Genomic DNA, 18,691 nt, shown 5'->3' with positions numbered 1-18,691 from the left:
GGCGATTGCATGAAGCCTGTCATCACGCTGCTTTTGGCATAACGTCAGCATTCAACGGTCTAAATCGGGCTCTATAAATCCCCGACACTCGTCGCACATCCCTGCATAAACCAAAACGCAGGGATGGCTGTTCATGATCCATTTTTCACCCGTTAAATCCCCTTTAAGCCTGGCCTTGCTGCTGGCAATCAACACGTTACCGGCCGTGGCTGCAGACAGCACGGCAACCGAGCCGACCACCCAATTGCAGCGGGTCGAAGTCACAGGTACCGCGATCCGCCGGGTCGATGCCGAAACCGCCGTACCGGTCACCATCCTGCGGGTCGAGGAGTTGCAGAAGCAGGGCGTGACCACCACTGAAGAGCTGGTCAACCGCATCTCGGCCAACCAGTCTTCCGTCGGTTCCGGGCGCTCGGTGGGGTCGAGCAGTGGCGGGGCGTCTTACGCCGACCTGCGCGGGATCGGCCCGAACAAGACCCTGGTGCTGCTCAACGGTCGACGCTTGAGCAATAACGCGACCAACGCCATCAATGGTTCCGGCGTCGACCTCAACACCATCCCGTTCGCCGCCATCGACCGGGTGGAAGTGCTGCGCGACGGCGCCTCGGCGCTGTACGGCACAGATGCCATCGGTGGGGTGATCAACTTCATCACCAAGACCAGCCTCACCGAAGGCCAGATCAGCACCAGCTACGACACGCCGACTCATTCCGGTGGCGGTGAAAGCCGCAACTTCAGCGGCAGTTGGGGTTTCGGTGATTTGCAGGACGATCGCTTCAACGTTTTCGGCGTGGTGAGCTACGACAAGCAGCAGCGCCTCGCGGCCGATGATCGCGCCTACACCTACAACTATCAGCCGGGGCGCGGTCTGGATTACACCTCGGGCACAGCGTCGCCCGCCAATTGGAGCCAGGGCAGCAACGCCACCAACCCATTGGCCGGTTCCGGTTGCAATGCGCCGGGGCTGCTGTCGCGCAACGGTATTTGCCGTCAGAGCCTGTGGAATTACCTGGATCTGGTGCCGGAAACCGAGAAGACCTCCGCGTTCGCCAAGGCCACTGGCAAGCTGTCGGACGATCACAACGTCAGCCTCGAATACTTTTGGGCGCGCAACGAAAACCGGACGCAGATCGGCCCTGGCACTTTGATGGGCAATCAGGTCAATCCCGGCACTGCGTTCTATCCGGGTAACGGCATCACGCCAGGGCCGAGCGGTTTCGCCCTCGACCCGACGCAACCGGTGGACGTGAACTGGCGCGAAACGACGGTCGGCGCCCGTCAGCATGAGGATGACAACACCGGTCAGCGCCTGCTGTTGAGCTTCGACGGCACGCTGGTCGGATGGGATTACAACCTCGGCGCGTCGTACAACCAGAACAAAGTGGTCAACACGATCCGCAGCGGATACGTGAACGACCGTGCCGTCAGCCAGGGGATCGCCAACGGCGTGATCAACCCGTTCGGTCCGCAGACGGCTGCCGGTTCAGCATTGCTGGCGGCCAACGCTGTGGACGGTGATTACGCAACCGCCGTGGGCCGGGTGAAGGCGATTGATGGCCGAGTCAGCCGCGAGATCGGTGACTGGTTTGGCGCCGGTCCTTCGGCGCTGGCGCTGGGTGGCGAGTACCGCAAGGAAGATTTCCATCAGGACTTCGCCGCATTTGCCGGGGATGTGCAGAGCCTTGGCGTCGACCCGAACGGCAGTGTGTCAGGGGATCGCAGCGTCTCGGCACAATATGCCGAGGTCAATGTGCCGGTGTTCGACAGCCTGGAATTGTCCGCCGCCGTGCGACACGACAAGTACAGCGATTTCGGCAGCACCACCAATCCGAAATACTCGTTCCGCTTCCAGCCGTTCAAGGAACTGGTGGTGCGAGGCGCCTACAGCGAAGGCTTCCGGGCGCCGTCGCTGTACGAACTCTACAACCCGAACTTCACCACCTTCACCAACGCCAATTACAACGACCCGCGCCTGTGTGCCGGTGGCAATCCGAGCAATGGCGGCATTGCCAACCGCGACTGCGCCCAGCAGTTCAACCGCACCACGGGCGGCAATACTGACCTTAGCCCGGAAACCGCGCGCAACGTCACCGTCGGTTTTGTTTATCAGCCGTTTGATCGCCTGACCACCGGGCTGGACTTCTGGTGGATCAGCATCGCCAATCAGATCGCCGAATTCCCCGAATCGGCGGTGTTCGAGAACCCGGAACTGTATCCGGAGCGTTTGATCCGCAAGCCTGACGGCTCTATCGATCACGTGGTCACCGGTCTGGCCAACCTCGGCAAGATCAAGACCAACGGCGTCGACGTCAGTTTCGACTATCGCCTGCCGAGCACGTCCTTCGGTGATTTCGGCATCGGCCTGCAAGGGACTTATGTCAGCCGTTATGAGTATCAGCAGCAGCTCAAGGGCGATTTCATCGACAAGCTCGGGGATTTTCGCGGGGGTGTCTTCGCGTCGGCGGGCGCGGTGGCCCGCTGGCGTCACAGCCTGACCGGCAGCTGGAGTCATGGCCCGTTCGGCGCGAGCCTGACCAACCGCTACACCAGCGGTTACCACGACTCGGATCGCGAGACTCACGATTACGTCGGTTCGTACAACGTCTGGGACGTGGCCGGCACCTACACCTGGCGCAAGACTCTGGCGGTGACCCTCGGGGTGAAAAACCTGTTCGACCGCGAGCCGCCCTTCAGCAATCAGACCTACACGTTCCAGAGCGGCTACGACCCGAAATATGGCGACCCGTTTGGCCGCACGTTGTACACGCGGGTCAATTACAAGTTCTGAGAGTGACCAGACATGGCCGGTTTTAGTAACTCATCGTTCTAAAACCGGCCCTATAAAAAATGCCGGCCTGTTGCACATCACAGACAGGCAGGCACGCGGTTAAAGGATCTGCCCATGTTTTCCAGACTCACTTTGCTGGGCGTATGTCTTCTGCTGAGCCCGGCGATATTTGCGCAGCCCCAACACGCCCTCACGGTCTACGGCGAAGCGCCGAAATACGCCGCGGATTTCCAGCACCTGGCTTACGCCAACCCCGACGCGCCCAAGGGTGGAACCTTGCGCCGTTCTTCGCTGGAGAGCGGTCCGTTCGATCACCTGATTCCCTACATCGACAAAGGCACAGGTGTCGCCGAAATCGATGGCTGGCTCTACGCGCCGCTGGCCTATCGCAGCAAGGACGAGCCTTACAGCGTCTACGGTGTGGTCGCGCAGAGGATAGAGCTGGACGCGGACCGGCGCTGGCTGCGCTTTTACCTCAACCCCAAGGCACGGTTCGAGGACGGCGCGCCGATCACTGCCGAAGACGTGCGTTACACCTTCGAGCTGTTCACCACTCAGGGCAGCCTCAAATATCGCCAGCAATTTCGTGATGTCGCCGAGGTGCAGGTCGAGTCGCCGACCCAGGTGCGTTTCATGTTCAAGAACAACGAGAGCCGAACCTTGCCGCTGGATCTGGCGACATTGCCGGTGTTGCCCGAGCATTGGTGGCGTACACGCAATTTCGCCGATGGCGCAGGCTTCGAGATTCCGCCGGGCAGCGGGCCGTACAAGGTCAGCGCGGTGGATGCCGGGCGCAGCGTGAAGTTTCAGCGGATCAAGGACTGGTGGGGCAGGGATCTGCCGATCACTCGCGGGCTCTACAACTTCGATCAATTGAGCGTGGAGTTCTTTGCCGACACGGACGTGTCACGACAAGTGCTCAAGGCCGGCGGCTTCGATTACAACCGCGAGTTCTCCGCCACCAGTTACACCATCGGTTATGCCGGCGCAGCGCTGGAGCAGGGCAAGTTGCTGCGTGAACACCTCGCACCCGGCGCCGCGCAAGGTGCCCAGGGATTTGCGTTCAACTTGCAGAATCCGGTGTTTCAGGATCGCCGAGTGCGGCAGGCGATCGCCATGCTCTGGGATTTCGAATGGAGCAACCGGCAGATGATGCGCAGCCTGTACCTGCGCCAGCGCAGCTTCTTTTCCCACAGTGCATTGTCGGCCACCGAACTGCCGGATGCCGAAGAACTGAAAATCCTCGAACCGTGGCGCGGCAAGATTCCCGATGAGGTGTTCAGCCAGGTGTTCGAAGCGCCGCGCACTGATGGCAGTGGCAACATCCGTGCGCAACAGTTGCAGGCGCTGAAATTGCTGGAGGCCGCCGGCTGGAAACCCCGTGGCGATCAATTGGTGAATGCCGCCGGCGAACCGTTGCGATTCACCTTCCTCAACGGCCAGAAAGGATTCGAACGCCTGCTGCTGCCGTTCAAGCGCAACCTGGCGCAGATCGGTATCGGCTTCGATATTCGTCAGGTCGACACCGCGCAATACACCAACCGCGTGCGCAGCCGCGACTACGACATGATCGTCGTCGGTTACCCGGTGAGTCAGGCGCCGGGGCGCGAGCTGTTCAACTATTTCGGCTCCGACGGCGCCGACGATCCTGGCTCCAACAACTACATGGTGCTGCGCGACCCGGCGGTGGATGCGCTGCTTGAAGGCGTGGTGCAGGCCGACAACCGCGAGAGCCTTCTGCGCCATGCCCATGCTCTGGACCGGGTGTTGCAGTGGGGCTATTACTGGATTCCCAACTACTACCCGCCGGGGATTTCCACGGTCTGGTGGAACCGCTTCGGTCGCCCGGCAATTGCGCCGCTGTACGACGCCGGACTCGACACCTGGTGGGAAATCAGCCCGACCGCGCTGACCTCGACGCAGATGCAGCAACAGCAAAAGGAGTACGCACATGTGGGGTTATAGCCTGCGACGACTGCTGCTGATCGTGCCGACCCTGCTGGCGATTCTGCTGGTGAACTTCGTGATCGTGCAGGCCGCACCCGGTGGCCCGGTCGAGCAGGCCATCGCTCGATTGCAGGGGATTGGTGTCGGTGCCGCGGTGGGTGCCAGTCATGTCGAAACCATTGGCGGCGAGTCCCGCGCAACCCGTGGCCTGGACCCGAAACTGGTGGCCGAGATCGAGCGCCAGTACGGCTTCGACAAAGGTGCCGGTGAGCGTCTGTGGCTGATGCTCAAGAGCTACGCGCAACTGGACTTCGGCAAGAGTTTTTTTCGAGGCGCGTCGGTGACCGAACTGATCTGGCAGAAGCTGCCGGTGACCCTGTCGCTGGGTTTGTGGGCGACGCTGATCACTTATCTGGTGTCGATTCCGCTGGGCATCCGTAAGGCGGTGCACAACGGCTCGGCGTTCGATGTCTGGAGCAGCGCGGCGATCATCGTCGGCTATGCGATGCCGGGTTTTCTGTTTGCGCTGCTGCTGATCGTGGTGTTCGCCGGCGGTACGGCGCTGGACTGGTTTCCGGTGCGCGGGCTGGTCTCGGACAACTTCGCCGAGCTGTCGCTGTGGGGCAAGGTGGCGGACTACTTCTGGCATCTGGTGCTGCCGGTCAGCGCGCTGGTAATCGGCGGTTTCGCGACGCTGACGATCCTGACCAAAAACAGTTTTCTCAACGAGATCTCGCGGCTGTACGTGGTCACGGCCCGGGCCAAGGGCCTGAGTGAGCGGCAGGTGCTGTACGGGCATGTGTTTCGCAACGCGATGCTGTTGGTGGTGGCTGGATTGCCTCAGGCATTGGTCACGGTGTTTTTCGGTGGTTCGCTCTTGATCGAAGTGATCTTCTCCCTCGACGGCCTCGGCCGCCTGAGCTACGAAGCGGCGGTGTCGCGGGATTACCCGGTGGTGTTCGGTTCGCTGTTCATCTTCACTCTGTTCGGGCTCTTGATAAAACTGCTGGGCGACCTTTGTTACACGCTGGTCGATCCGCGTATCGACTTTTCCGCGAGGGCTGCCTGATGCTGACACTTTCTCCCATCGGGCAGCGCCGCTGGGCGCGGTTCAAGGCTCATCGGCGCGGCTGGTGGTCGTTGTGGCTGTTTCTCGCACTGTTCGGCCTGAGCCTGGGCGGCGAGCTGGTCGCCAACGACAAACCGTTGCTGGTGACGTATCAGGGCGAGTGGTATTTCCCGGCGTTCAAACGCTACACCGAGCAGGATTTCGGCGGCGAGCTGCCGTTCCAGCCCGACTACCGCAGTGCCCAGGTGCGTGAACTGATCGAGGGGCAGGGCGGACGGATGTGGTTTGCGCCGATCCCGTTCGGTTTCGACACGGTCAATTACGACCTGACCCAACCGGCACCGAGCCCGCCTTCCGGCGAAAACTGGCTGGGCACCGACGATCAGGCGCGGGATGTGCTGGCACGGGTGATCTTTGGTACGCGGGTTTCGTTGCTGTTTGCCTTGTCATTGACCGCCGCGAGTGCGCTGATCGGTATCGCAGCCGGTGCCCTGCAAGGTTATTACGGCGCCTGGGTCGATCTGATCGGGCAGCGTTTGCTGGAGGTCTGGTCGGGGCTGCCGGTGTTGTATCTGCTGATCATTCTGTCCGGATTCGTCGAGCCGAATTTCTGGTGGCTGCTGGGGATCATGGCGCTGTTTTCCTGGCTGAACCTGGTGGACGTGGTGCGCGCCGAGTTCCTGCGCAGCCGGGGCCTGGAGTACGTGAAGGCAGCGCGGGCGCTGGGCGTCGGCGATGCGCAGGTGATCGTGCGACACATTCTGCCCAATGCCATGAGTGCGACGTTGACGTACCTGCCGTTCATTCTGACCGGGGCAATTGCCACGTTGTCGGCGCTGGACTTTCTCGGCTTCGGCATGCCCGCCGGCAGTGCTTCGCTGGGCGAACTGATCGGTCAGGGAAAGAACAATCTGCAAGCGCCGTGGCTGGGCCTGACGGCGTTCTTTGCGCTCGCGCTGATTCTTTCATTGCTCGTCTTCATCGGCGAAGCCTGCCGTGATGCCTTCGACCCCAGGACTTGATATGCGTGAACATTTGATCGAAATACGCGACCTGCGGGTCGCCTTCAAAGGCCAGGAAGTGGTGCACGGTATCGATCTCGACATCCGTCCGGGTGAATGCCTGGCGCTGGTGGGCGAGTCGGGCTCCGGCAAGTCGGTGACGGCCCACAGCATCCTGCAACTGCTGGACCCGAACATCACGCAGATCGACGGCAGCATTCGTTATGGCGGTGAAGAGTTGCTGGGTGTGCACGAGCGTTATTTGCGGCAACTGCGCGGCAACCGCATCGCGATGATTTTTCAGGAGCCGATGAGTTCGCTCAACCCGTTGCACAGCATCGAGCGGCAACTCGGCGAAAGCCTGGCGCTGCACAAAGGCCTGGCGGGCGCGGCGGCGCGCAAACGGATTCTGGAACTGTTGGAACTGGTCGGCATTCAACGTCCGCGCGAACGGCTGAAGGCGTATCCGCATCAGCTCTCCGGCGGGCAGCGGCAGCGGGTGATGATCGCCATGGCGCTGGCCTGCGAGCCGCAATTGCTGATCGCCGATGAGCCGACCACGGCCCTCGATGTCACGGTGCAACGCAAGATTCTGCTGCTGCTCAAGGAATTGCAACAGCGGTTGGGCATGGCACTGTTGATCATCAGTCACGACCTGAATCTGGTGCGCACCATCGCCCAGCGAGTGGCGGTGATGCGCGCGGGCGAAATCGTCGAACAGGCAAGCTGCGAGCAATTGTTCAGCGCACCGCAGCATCCCTACAGCATCGAGTTGCTCAATGCCGAACCCGGTGGCGCGGCGTTGTGCCGTGATGCCGCGGAGGATTTGCTTGAGGTTCGCAATCTGAATGTGCGTTTTCCACTGGGTGGCGGATGGCTGCGGGCCAAGGCGTATCTGCACGCGGTCAATGGCATCAACCTGAACCTGCAGCGGGGCAAGACGCTGGGCATTGTCGGTGAGTCCGGTTCGGGCAAGTCCACGCTGGGTCAGGCGATTCTGCGGCTGATCGACGCCCAGGGCAGCATCCGTTTCGCAGGCGAGGCGCTGGAGGGCTTGAGCGGCAAACAATTGCGGCCGTTGCGCAAGCGTCTGCAAGTGGTGTTTCAGGATCCGTTCGGCAGCCTCAGTCCGCGTTTGTGCGTGGAGCAGATCATCGCCGAGGGCTTGCAGGTGCACAGTGACTTGAACGTGCGGGAGCGCGAACAGGCCGTGATCGATGTCTTGCGCGACGTGGGCCTTGATCCGGCGACACGCCATCGCTATCCCCACGAGTTTTCCGGCGGGCAGCGGCAACGCATCGCTATCGCCCGGGCGCTGGTACTCAAGCCGGATCTGATCCTGCTGGACGAGCCGACCTCGGCGCTGGATCGCACGGTGCAGAAACAGATCGTCGCACTGTTGCGGCGATTGCAGGAGGAGCACGGCCTGACCTATCTGTTCATCAGTCATGACCTGGCGGTGGTGCGGGCACTGGCCCACGATCTGATCGTGATGAAGGACGGCGAGGTGGTGGAGCGAGGGGAAACGGACAAGTTGTTCGGCTCGGCGCGGCATCCGTATACACAGGAGTTGCTGGCAGCGTCGTTTGCCGGTTCGAGTGCCTGAAACGACAAATCCCGCCACAGGGGCGGGATTTGTTCGCAGTCTGGCTGCCGACTTACGCCGGGAACAGCTCGGACAGTTTCATCGACAGCATCATGTCGCCTTCAACGCGCAGCTTGCCGCCCATGAAGGCCTGCATGCCGTCGGTTTCACCGCTGACGATGCCTTTGAGGGTTTCGCTGTCCAGCACCAGCGTGCAGTTGGCGTCCGGGTTTTCGCCTTCCTGGATGTCGCAGGTGCCGTCTTTGACGATCAGGGCGTATTGCTTGTCTTCGTCAGTGATGTTGAAACCGAAGACCAGATCCAGACCGGCAGCGGCGGCTGGGTTGAACTTGGCTTGCATTGCTTTTACGGCATCAGCTACGGAGGTCATGGTTCGATCCTTTTTGGTTGATTGCAGCAGGGTCACAGTAATCCGGACTCAGCGAAACGTGATGAGTTCCGGGGCCTTCAGCAGTTGCAGATGTGCATGACTGTTGAAGGAAGCCAGCGCCACCTCGCGACCGCGAAACTTCAGCTGGTTGAGCGAGGTGTTGACGATTTGCCAGTTCAGTTCAAAGGCCTGTCGCGCAGGTATTTGAGTGATGAGGTGGAGCAGGGCGGTGATTGTGCCGCCGGAAGTGAACACCGCGATTTTCTGGGTGTTGTCGGCTTGTTCGAGTATTCGGTGCAGACCGGCCTGGACCCGCTCGACGAAACCCAGCCAGCTTTCCAGGCCGGGTGTGTCGTAGGTGCCGGCGAGCCAGCGCTCGATGATCAGGGCGAAGATGCGCTGGAATTCGCCACGGTTCTGTGCGGCGTTGCGCAGGATCTCCAGTGCTTCGGGTTCTTCGGGCAGCATGGCCGGCAGCAGGGCGCGGATCACGGCGTCGGCGTCGAATTCGTTGAAGGCTGAATCGATTTCCAGAACCGGAACCGGCAGGCCGACAGCCGCGAACTGTTCCAGCGCGCTGTTGGCCGTGTGCTGCTGACGACGCAGATCGCCCGACAGGCAGCGGTCGAAGCTGATTCCGAGTTCGGCCAGGTGACGGCCGAGGATTTCTGCCTGGCGAACACCGGTCGGCGACAGGACGTCATAGTCGTCTGCACCGAAGGAGGCCTGGCCATGTCGAATCAAGTAGATGCTGCCCACGTCCGCGTCATCCTGGTACGTTGAAGGTTGTGGCGAGGTTATGGGGATGACGGTGAGCTGTCAATGAAAAAACATACGCTTGTTTGAAATGCCCGTTCCAGCCTTGTTGCCAGAGGTTTCACGGCTGGCCGACCGGCCGGTGCATGGGTATGCTGGAGCCAATTCCCGCGTGTGTTTCACGACCGCGCATCGTTTGAAGGAGTCACTGTGGAGTTTTTGACTGAATACGCCAGTTTCCTGGCCAAGACCGTCACACTGGTCATCGCCATATTGGTGGTGCTGGCGAGTTTTGCAGCGTTGCGCAGCAAGGGCCGGCGCAAAGCCGCGGGCCAGTTGCAGGTCAGCAAGCTCAACGATTTCTATAAAGGCTTGCGTGAACGCCTGGAGCAAAGCCTGCTCGACAAGGATCAGCTCAAGGCCCTGCGCAAGGGCGAGGCCAAATCCGAGAAGAAACAGAAGAAGAATCCCGAAAGCAAATCCCGGGTGTTCGTGCTGGATTTCGACGGTGACATCAAGGCGTCCGCCACTGAGAGCCTGCGCCATGAAATCACCGCGTTGCTGACGCTTGCCACACCCAAGGACGAAGTGGTCCTGCGTCTGGAAAGCGGTGGCGGTATGGTGCACAGCTACGGCCTGGCGTCGTCGCAACTGGCGCGTATCCGCGAAGCCGGCGTGCCGTTGACCGTGTGCATCGACAAGGTGGCGGCCAGCGGCGGCTACATGATGGCGTGCATTGGCGAGAAGATCATCAGCGCACCGTTCGCCATTCTTGGTTCCATCGGCGTGGTTGCGCAGTTGCCGAATGTCAATCGCCTGCTGAAAAAGCATGATATCGATTTTGAAGTGCTGACAGCCGGCGAATACAAACGCACCCTGACCGTGTTTGGCGAAAACACCGAGAAGGGCCGGGAGAAATTCCAGGAAGACCTGGACATCACCCATCAGCTGTTCAAGAACTTCGTTGCCCGTTATCGCCCACAGCTGGCGATCGACGAAGTCGCCACCGGTGAAGTCTGGCTCGGCCTCGCGGCGCTGGACAAGCAACTTGTGGACGAGCTCAAGACCAGTGACGAGTACCTGGCGGACCGGGCGAAAAAGTCCGAGGTCTATCACCTGCACTACGCCGAGCGCAAAAGCCTGCAGGAGCGCATCGGCATGGCGGCCAGCGGTTCGCTGGATCGTGTGCTGTTGAACTGGTGGAGCCGGCTGACCCAGCAACGGTTCTGGTAAAGCGGGCATAAAAAACGCCGGTCGAATGACCGGCGTTTTTTTATGCCCCGGGGATTTACCGGCGACGGAACAGCGGCAGCGGTTCGTCAGTGGCGGCCTGATAGGTCACCGAGAAGTCCTTGAGGCTTTCAAGGGCGTCGTACGGGTCTTTGTCCGCGCGCAGGGCGAAGGCGTCGAAACCGCAGCGGCGCATGTAGAACAACTGGTCGCGCAGCACGTCGCCAATCGCTCGCAGTTCGCCTTTGAAACCGTAACGGTCGCGCAGCAGGCGGGCGTTGGAGTAGTTGCGGCCATCGGTGAACGCCGGGAAGTTCAGGGCAATGACCTGGAACTCATTCACGTCGTCACCGATTTCCTCGGCTTCTTCGTCGGCGTCCAGCCACACACCCAGACCACCGTCGCGGGCCTTGAGCATGCGGCTGTGTTCACGCCACAGCTGCAGCGGGACGATCAGGTCGTCGCAGTTGCTGATCTCGTCGATGTTGAAATCCTTGGGCAGCAGGTGCCAGGTTTCGTCGACGACCTCGTTGTTCTTAATGATTCGCTGCATAGACGCGTTCCTTGAAGAGGTCGATGCCAATACGCTGGTAGGTGTCGATGAAGCGCTCGTCTTCGGTGCGCTGTTCCACGTACACGTCGATCAGTTTGGAGATCACGTCCGGCATGTCTTCCTGAGCGAAAGACGGGCCGAGGATCTTGCCCAGGCTCGCATCACGGCTGGCGCTGCCGCCGAGGGAGACCTGATAGAACTCTTCACCTTTCTTGTCCACCCCGAGGATACCGATGTGGCCGACGTGGTGGTGACCGCAGGCGTTCATGCAGCCGGAGATGTTCAGGTCCAGTTCACCGATATCGAACAGGTAGTCCAGATCATCGAAACGGCGCTGGATCGATTCGGCGATCGGGATCGACTTGGCGTTGGCCAGGGAGCAGAAATCACCGCCAGGGCAGCAGATGATGTCGGTCAGCAGGCCGATGTTCGGCGTGGCGAAACCGCCTTCACGCAACTCGCCCCACAGGGTGAACAGCTGGCTTTGCTCGACATCGGCCAGAATGATGTTCTGCTCGTGGGAGGTGCGCAGTTGACCGAAGCTGTAGCGGTCCGCCAGATCGGCGACGGCATCGAGCTGCTTGTCGGTGATGTCGCCCGGTGCAACGCCGGTCGGCTTCAGGGACAGGGTCACGGCCACGTAGCCCGGCTTCTTGTGCGCCAGAGTGTTGCGGGTGCGCCAGCGGGCGAAGCCCGGGTGTTCCTTGTCGAGGGCGGCCAGTTCGGCGTCATGATTGCTCAGCGCCTTGTAGTCCGGGTCGACGAAGTGTTTGGCGACGCGATGAACTTCGGCTTCGGTCAGCGTGGTCTGGCCGCCGCGCAGGTGTTCCATCTCGGCATCGACTTTCTGCGCGAAGACTTCTGGAGTCAGCGCTTTTACGAGGATCTTGATCCGCGCCTTGTATTTGTTGTCGCGACGGCCGTAGCGGTTGTAGACCCGCAGGATCGCGTCGAGGTAGCTCAACAGGTCCTGCCATGGCAGGAACTCGTTGATGAACGCGCCAACGACCGGAGTACGGCCCAGACCGCCACCGACCAGAACGCGGAAGCCCAGCTCGCCAGCGGCGTTGTGCACCGGTTCAAGTCCGATGTCGTGGACTTCGATGGCCGCACGGTCGGAGGTCGAGCCGTTGACGGCGATCTTGAATTTGCGCGGCAGGTAGGCGAATTCCGGGTGGAACGTGGTCCACTGACGAACGATTTCGCACCATGGCCGCGGGTCGATCAGCTCATCGAACGCCACACCGGCGAACTGGTCGGTGGTGACGTTGCGCAGGCAGTTACCGCTGGTCTGGATCGCGTGCATCTGCACGGTGGCCAGTTCCGCGAGGATGTCCGGGATGTCTTCGACTGCCGGCCAGTTGAACTGCACGTTCTGGCGGGTACTGATGTGGGCGTAGCCCTTGTCGTAGTCGCGGGCAATCTTCGCCATCATGCGCACCTGACGCGAGGTCAGTTGGCCGTAAGGCACCGCCACCCGCAGCATCGGCGCGAAACGCTGGATGTAAAGGCCATTTTGCAGGCGCAGGGGGCGGAATTCTTCTTCGCTCAGCTCACCTGCCAGATAGCGTCGGGTCTGATCACGGAACTGCTTGACGCGGTCCTCGATGATCCGCTGATCGTACTCGTCGTATACGTACATATAAGTCCTGTTCTCAGGCTTTGGGCTACTCGGAAAACGCTGCGTTTTCGCTTGCTGGAGTCCGATGGTGCCTCGGCAATTACGCGCGCACGGCCGCGCACTCCTTAATGGAGCCGGGGCAATATACCCGTTTGCAGTTATGCGCAAAAGTGATGTTTGAGTATATGTAAAGAACCAAATCGCCTAACAGTAACGAGTGTCAACTAACCCACATTTGTCGTGCGGACAATCATCGTCTTAACTGTGGTCGAGTCTTTCTGCAATCACCGATAAAACCGACAAGAGGCGATGCAATGAGCAATCCAACCAAGGCAAGGAAAAGCGATAGCAGTGTCGATGCGTGGGCCATTCTGTTCCTGATCATTCTGGTCGTGGGCACAGCGGTGTTCTGGGTCAGTCATCAATAAAACGACCCCTCCGGGCCTGTTTCCGACGATTGTCGGACAAAAAACGGGATCAGGCGCTAATGGCCGGCGATTGAATGGCTATAATGCGCGGCCATTTTTTCCGGGGCCCGGATGCTTCATGTTCAAGTTTCTCCACATTAGTCTGCTGTTGCTGAGCCTGGCCTTCGGGACCGGCGCGCGGGCGGAATCTGTGTTGTTTTTGAATCCGGGCTCCACCCATGAAGCGTTCTGGGTCAGCTATTCGCAATTCATGCAGGCTGCCGCCCGGGATCTGGGAGTCGACCTGCGCATTCTCTATTCAGAGCGCCAGCCCGAGCTGACCCTGGCCCAGGCGCGGACAGCCCTGCAGGGGCCCGATCGCCCCGATTACCTGATGTTCGCCAATGAGCAATACATCGCGCCACAGATCCTGCGCATGGCCAACCATAGCGGAGTGAAGCTGTTTATCGTCAATACCTCGCTGACCCCCAATCAGCAAGCGCTGGTCGGGGACCGGGCCGACCGGATCGGCAGCCTCGTGCCCAATGACGAGGAGGGCGGTTATCTGTTGATGAAGGAGTTGATTCGTCTGCATCCACCTGTCGCCCCCGGCAGCAGCATCGAATTGCTGGCGTTCTCCGGCCTGAAGATCACCCCCTCATCACAGTTGCGCGAGAAAGGCATGCAACGGGCGCTGGCCGAGCACCCTGAAGTCCGTTTGCGGCAACTGGTCTACGGCGGCTGGACGCAGCAGCGGGCCTATGAGCAGGCCCGTCAGTTGCTCGTTCGTTACCCCGGGATCTCATTGGTGTGGGCCGCGAACGACGAAATGGCCTTCGGTGCGATGCGAGCGGTCTCAGAAATCGGGAAAGTGCCTGGCAAAGACGTTCTGTTCAGCGCGGTCAATACGTCGCCCGCAGCGTTGCAGGCCTTGGTCGACGGGCGTTTGAGCGCCTTGCTCGGCGGCCATTTCACTCTCGGTGGCTGGGCGTTGGTAGAGGTGCACGATCATGCGCAGGGTGTCGACTTGAACCAGTACGGTGGTCGCGACCGGCAGATTCCCTTGTTGCAATTGATCGACAAGGAGCATGCCCGCCGAATGCTGGCCATGGGCGCGTTGCCGGACTACGGCGTGCACTTTCGCAAGCTCTCGGCGAAAGGCCGCCCGGCCTCGTACCGCTACCCGTTCGATTTTCAAACCCTGATGCACTGAGCCCGGTCAAGCGCCTGCCAGATGCACCACCAGTTGCACGATGCCAAACAGCGTCAGGGCGAACACTGCCGTGAACGCAATGCCCAGAAAGATGAAGTGGCTGGGCTTTCCATGGGTGAAGTCCCTTGCCCGGTTCTTGCCACTTTGCACCCCGAACGCCGCCGCCATGACGCTGTGCAGCATCTGCCAGAAGGTGGGTGGCTTGTTGTCGACTGGATCGTCCATAAATCCCTCGTCTGCCGTGTGTGTCAGACAAGCATAGTCAACCCATGAAAAAAGACCGCAGCCTGCGGGGCAGGCTGCGGTCTTTTGATCAGGCTTCTGCTTAGTTGTCGTAACCCAGGTTAGGCGCCAGCCAGCGCTCGGTCAGGCTCAGTTCCTGGCCTTTGCGCGAGGTGTAGCTCTGCACCTGATCCTTGTCGACCTTGCCCACGGCGAAGTATTGCGCCTGCGGATGGGCGAAGTACCAGCCGCTGACCGCTGCCGCCGGGAACATCGCGTAGTGCTCGGTCAGGAACACGCCGCTGCGGCCGGCGCGCATTTCCTGGGCCTCAGGGTCGAGCAGGGCGAACAGCGTGGCCTTCTCGGTGTGATCCGGACACGCCGGGTAGCCTGGGGCCGGGCGGATGCCGGAGTATTGCTCTTTGATCAGCGCCTCGTTGTCGAGGGCTTCATCCTTGGCGTAACCCCAGTGCTCTTTACGCACCTGCTGGTGCAGCCACTCGGCGCAGGCTTCGGCCAGACGGTCGGCCAGGGCTTTGACCATGATCGAGTTGTAGTCGTCGCCAGCGTCCTGATAGGCCTTGGCCACTTCTTCGGCGCCGATCCCGGCGGTGGTGATGAAACCACCGACGTAGTCGGTCACTTCGCTGTCCTTCGGCGCAACGAAGTCGGCCAGGGAGAAGTTCGGCTTGCCGTCGGTCTTGATGATCTGCTGGCGCAGGTGGTGCAGGCGCGCCATTGGCTTGCCGTCATCGCCGTACAGTTCGATATCGTCGTCGTGCACCTGATTGGCCGGCCAGAAGCCGAACACGGCACGGGCGCTGATCAGCTTCTCGTCAATCAGCTTGGTCAGCATCTCGCGGGCGTCCTTGTACAGCGAGGTGGCGGCTTCACCGACCACTTCGTCTTCGAGGATGCGCGGGAACTTGCCGGCCAGGTCCCAGGAGATGAAGAACGGCGTCCAGTCGATGTACTCGGCGAGAACGTTGAGGTCGATGTTGTCCAGCACACGGGTGCCGGTGAAGGTTGGTTTGACCGGCGTGTAAGAGGCCCAGTCGAACTGCGGTTTCTTGGCGATCGCGGCGGCATAGCTCAAGCGCTCGGTGCGGGCGCTGCGGTTGGCGGTGCGTTCGCGGACGTCGATGTACTCTTCGCGGGTCTTCTGAACGAAACCGGCTTTCAGTTCCTTGGACAGCAGCTGCGTCGCCACGCCCACGGCGCGGGAGGCGTCGGTGACATACACCACCGCGTCGTTGCTGTACTTGGGCTCGATCTTCACCGCCGTGTGCGCTTTGGAGGTAGTCGCGCCGCCGATCATCAGCGGCAGGTGGAAGTCCTGGCGCTGCATCTCGCGGGCCACGTGGACCATCTCATCCAGCGACGGGGTGATCAGGCCGGACAGGCCGATGATGTCGCATTTCTGCTCCTTGGCCACCTGCAGGATCTTCTCTGCCGGCACCATCACGCCAAGGTCGACGATGTCGTAGCCGTTGCAACCCAGCACCACGCCGACGATGTTCTTGCCGATGTCGTGCACGTCACCTTTTACCGTGGCCATGAGGATCTTGCCCTTGGCTTCCGGCTTGTCGCCTTTTTCCAGTTCGATGAACGGGATCAGGTGGGCCACGGCCTGTTTCATCACGCGGGCGGATTTAACCACTTGCGGCAGGAACATTTTGCCGGCGCCGAACAGGTCGCCGACGATGTTCATGCCGGACATCAGCGGACCTTCGATCACTTCGATCGGGCGGGCGAAGGACTGACGGGATTCTTCGGTGTCTTCGACGATGTGGGTGGTGATGCCCTTGACCAGCGCATGCTCCAGACGCTTGTTGACGTCCCAGCCGCGCCATTCTTCGGTTTCGGCTTCCTTGACGCTGCCGTCGCCCTTGTACTTGTCGGCGATGGCGAGGAGGGCGTCGGTGCCTTCCGGCGTCCGGTTGAGGATCACGTCTTCAACGGCATCGCGCAGTTCCTGCGGGATCTGGTCGTAGATTTCCAGCTGACCGGCGTTGACGATACCCATGGTCAGGCCGGCGCGGATCGCGTACAGCAGGAACACCGAGTGGATCGCTTCACGCACCGGGTTGTTGCCGCGGAACGAGAACGACACGTTGGACACGCCGCCGGAACTCAGGGCATACGGCAGCTCGTCACGGATGTAGGCACAGGCGTTGATGAAGTCCACAGCGTAGTTGTTGTGTTCTTCGATGCCGGTGGCCACGGCGAAGATGTTCGGGTCGAAGATGATGTCTTCCGGCGGGAAGCCGACTTCGTTGACCAGAATGTCGTAGGAGCGTTTGCAGATCTCTTTCTTGCGCGCTTCGGTGTCGGCCTGGCCGGCTTCGTCGAACGCCATCACTACAACTGCCGCGCCGTAGCGCTTGCACAGTTTGGCGTGGTGGATGAATTGCTCGACGCCTTCTTTCATGCTGATCGAGTTGACGATGCCCTTGCCCTGAATGCACTTGAGGCCGGCTTCGATCACGTCCCATTTCGAGGAGTCGATCATGATCGGTACGCGGGAAATGTCCGGCTCGCCGGCAATCAGATTGAGGAAGGTCACCATGGCCTTCTTCGAATCGAGCATCCCTTCGTCCATGTTGATGTCGATCACCTGGGCACCGGCCTCGACCTGCTGCAGGGCGACTTCCAGGGCTTCGGTGTAGTTGTCTTCACGGATCAGACGGGCGAATTTCGCGGAGCCGGTGATGTTGGTCCGTTCGCCGACGTTGACGAACAGCGAGCTGCGGTCGATGGTGAACGGCTCGAGGCCCGACAGGCGGCAAGCCTTGGGAATGTCCGGAATTTGCCGTGGCGCGTAGCCGGCGACGGCTTTGGCGATGGCTTCGATGTGGCCCGGGGTGGTGCCGCAGCAACCGCCGACGATGTTGAGGAAACCGCTCTGGGCGAATTCTTCGATGACTTTGGCGGTGTCCACCGGCAGTTCATCGTACTCGCCGAATTCGTTCGGCAGGCCGGCGTTCGGGTGCGCCGAGACGTGGGTGCTGGCCTTGTCCGACAGCTCTTCCAGGTACGGACGCAATTCACGGGCGCCGAGGGCGCAGTTCAGACCGACCGAAATCGGCTTGGCGTGGGCCACGGAGTTCCAGAACGCTTCGGTGGTCTGGCCCGACAGGGTACGGCCGGAGGCGTCGGTGATGGTGCCGGAAATCATGATCGGCAATTCGAAGCCCAGCTCTTCGAACACGCCTTGCACGGCGAAAATCGCGGCTTTGGCGTTGAGGGTGTCGAAGATGGTTTCGATCAGGATCAGGTCGGCGCCGCCCTCGATCAGGCCTTTGGTGGCCTCGGTGTAGTTTTCCACCAGCTCATCGAAGGTGACGTTGCGATAGCCCGGGTTGTTGACGTCCGGCGACAGCGAGCAGGTGCGGCTGGTCGGGCCGAGCACGCCGGCGACGAAACGCGGCTTGTCCGGGGTCTCGAGGGTTTTCGCGTCGGCGACCTTGCGCGCCAGACGGGCGCCCTCTACGTTGAGTTCGTAGACCAGTTCTTCCATGCCGTAGTCGGCCATGGAGATCTGGGTGGCGTTGAAGGTGTTGGTCTCGAGGATGTCGGCACCGGCATCCAGGTAGGCTTTCTCGATGCCGCCGATCACGTCGGGACGGGTAATGACCAGAAGGTCATTGTTGCCCTTGACGTCGCTCGGCCAGTCGGCGAAGCGTTTGCCGCGATAATCCTGCTCTTCGAGCTTGTAGCTCTGGATCATCGTGCCCATGCCGCCGTCGAGAATCAGGATGCGCTCTTTGAGAGCTTGCTTGAGAGCTTGAAGGCGGACGCTGCGATCGGACATTGGGGCTACTCGAAAAAGACCATGACTAAGGGGCCGGATCATAACAAACCTGCGCCGATTTAGAGCATGCGCGGCTTTTGCATGAATATCGCTC

Annotated in this window: 13 protein-coding genes; 7 read left to right on the top strand and 6 right to left on the bottom strand. The window is 60.9% G+C overall.

All coding sequences use genetic code 11. The features are described from left to right. Positions 1 to 133 precede the first annotated feature (133 nt). From ACSPX5_RS10700 to ACSPX5_RS10680, 5 genes are all read left to right on the top strand, one after another. Positions 134 to 2,788, top strand: coding sequence for a TonB-dependent receptor (locus ACSPX5_RS10700; RefSeq protein ID WP_439821657.1), 2,655 nt, complete (start codon positions 134 to 136; stop codon positions 2,786 to 2,788). 114 nt (positions 2,789 to 2,902) lie between these two features. After that, positions 2,903 to 4,753, top strand: a complete 1,851-nt coding sequence (locus ACSPX5_RS10695) for an extracellular solute-binding protein (protein ID WP_439821656.1) — start codon at positions 2,903 to 2,905, stop codon at positions 4,751 to 4,753. Continuing rightward, on the top strand, positions 4,740 to 5,804 hold the full coding sequence (locus ACSPX5_RS10690; protein WP_439821655.1) for a microcin C ABC transporter permease YejB: 1,065 nt from the start codon (positions 4,740 to 4,742) through the stop codon (positions 5,802 to 5,804). The genes ACSPX5_RS10695 and ACSPX5_RS10690 overlap by 14 nt, the downstream gene beginning before the upstream one ends. Then, on the top strand, positions 5,804 to 6,826 hold the full coding sequence (locus ACSPX5_RS10685; RefSeq protein ID WP_439821654.1) for an ABC transporter permease: 1,023 nt from the start codon (positions 5,804 to 5,806) through the stop codon (positions 6,824 to 6,826). The genes ACSPX5_RS10690 and ACSPX5_RS10685 overlap by 1 nt, the downstream gene beginning before the upstream one ends. Position 6,827: 1 nt before the next feature. Continuing rightward, positions 6,828 to 8,411 carry an ABC transporter ATP-binding protein gene (locus ACSPX5_RS10680; protein WP_439821653.1) on the top strand — a complete coding sequence of 528 codons (1,584 nt, stop codon included), beginning with the start codon at positions 6,828 to 6,830 and terminating at the stop codon, positions 8,409 to 8,411. Positions 8,412 to 8,463: 52 nt separating this feature from the next. Here ACSPX5_RS10680 and ACSPX5_RS10675 read toward each other — a convergent pair whose 3' ends face one another. Both ACSPX5_RS10675 and ACSPX5_RS10670 read right to left on the bottom strand, forming a co-directional pair. Further along, on the bottom strand, positions 8,464 to 8,781 hold the full coding sequence (locus ACSPX5_RS10675) for an SCP2 sterol-binding domain-containing protein (protein WP_007959502.1): 318 nt from the start codon (positions 8,779 to 8,781) through the stop codon (positions 8,464 to 8,466). 48 nt (positions 8,782 to 8,829) lie between these two features. Next, on the bottom strand, positions 8,830 to 9,540 hold the full coding sequence (locus ACSPX5_RS10670; protein ID WP_169430609.1) for a histidine phosphatase family protein: 711 nt from the start codon (positions 9,538 to 9,540) through the stop codon (positions 8,830 to 8,832). A gap of 207 nt (positions 9,541 to 9,747) precedes the next feature. Here ACSPX5_RS10670 and sohB point away from each other — a divergent pair, with 207 nt between their 5' ends. Continuing rightward, entirely contained in the window at positions 9,748 to 10,770 is a 1,023-nt protein-coding gene (gene sohB / locus ACSPX5_RS10665; protein WP_439821652.1) for a protease SohB, read from the top strand. A 55-nt stretch (positions 10,771 to 10,825) separates the two neighbouring features. On the opposite strand, the gene ACSPX5_RS10660 is transcribed toward sohB, so the two are convergent. After that, complete coding sequence (locus ACSPX5_RS10660) at positions 10,826 to 11,320, bottom strand: DUF934 domain-containing protein (protein ID WP_096819964.1); 495 nt, start codon at positions 11,318 to 11,320, stop codon at positions 10,826 to 10,828. After that, entirely contained in the window at positions 11,304 to 12,962 is a 1,659-nt protein-coding gene (locus ACSPX5_RS10655; protein ID WP_169430606.1) for a nitrite/sulfite reductase, read from the bottom strand. The genes ACSPX5_RS10660 and ACSPX5_RS10655 overlap by 17 nt, the downstream gene beginning before the upstream one ends. 525 nt (positions 12,963 to 13,487) lie before the next feature. On the opposite strand from ACSPX5_RS10655, the gene ACSPX5_RS10650 reads away from it, so the two are divergent. Beyond that, entirely contained in the window at positions 13,488 to 14,561 is a 1,074-nt protein-coding gene (locus ACSPX5_RS10650) for an ABC transporter substrate-binding protein (protein WP_169430605.1), read from the top strand. Between the two features lie 6 nt (positions 14,562 to 14,567). Here the strand turns inward: ACSPX5_RS10650 and ACSPX5_RS10645 are convergent, their stop codons facing one another. Next, positions 14,568 to 14,786: a DUF2970 domain-containing protein gene (locus ACSPX5_RS10645; protein WP_065257810.1), complete on the bottom strand. Its 219-nt coding sequence runs from the start codon at positions 14,784 to 14,786 to the stop codon at positions 14,568 to 14,570. Between the two features lie 100 nt (positions 14,787 to 14,886). Beyond that, positions 14,887 to 18,597, bottom strand: coding sequence for a methionine synthase (gene metH / locus ACSPX5_RS10640; RefSeq protein WP_439821651.1), 3,711 nt, complete (start codon positions 18,595 to 18,597; stop codon positions 14,887 to 14,889). Positions 18,598 to 18,691 lie beyond the last annotated feature (94 nt).

Source organism: Pseudomonas sp. HLG18, assembly GCF_051903985.1.
Lineage (GTDB): Bacteria > Pseudomonadota > Gammaproteobacteria > Pseudomonadales > Pseudomonadaceae > Aquipseudomonas > Aquipseudomonas fluorescens_BT.
Note: the sequence above shows the minus strand (reverse complement) of the source record. Positions and strands in the feature narration are given on the sequence as shown.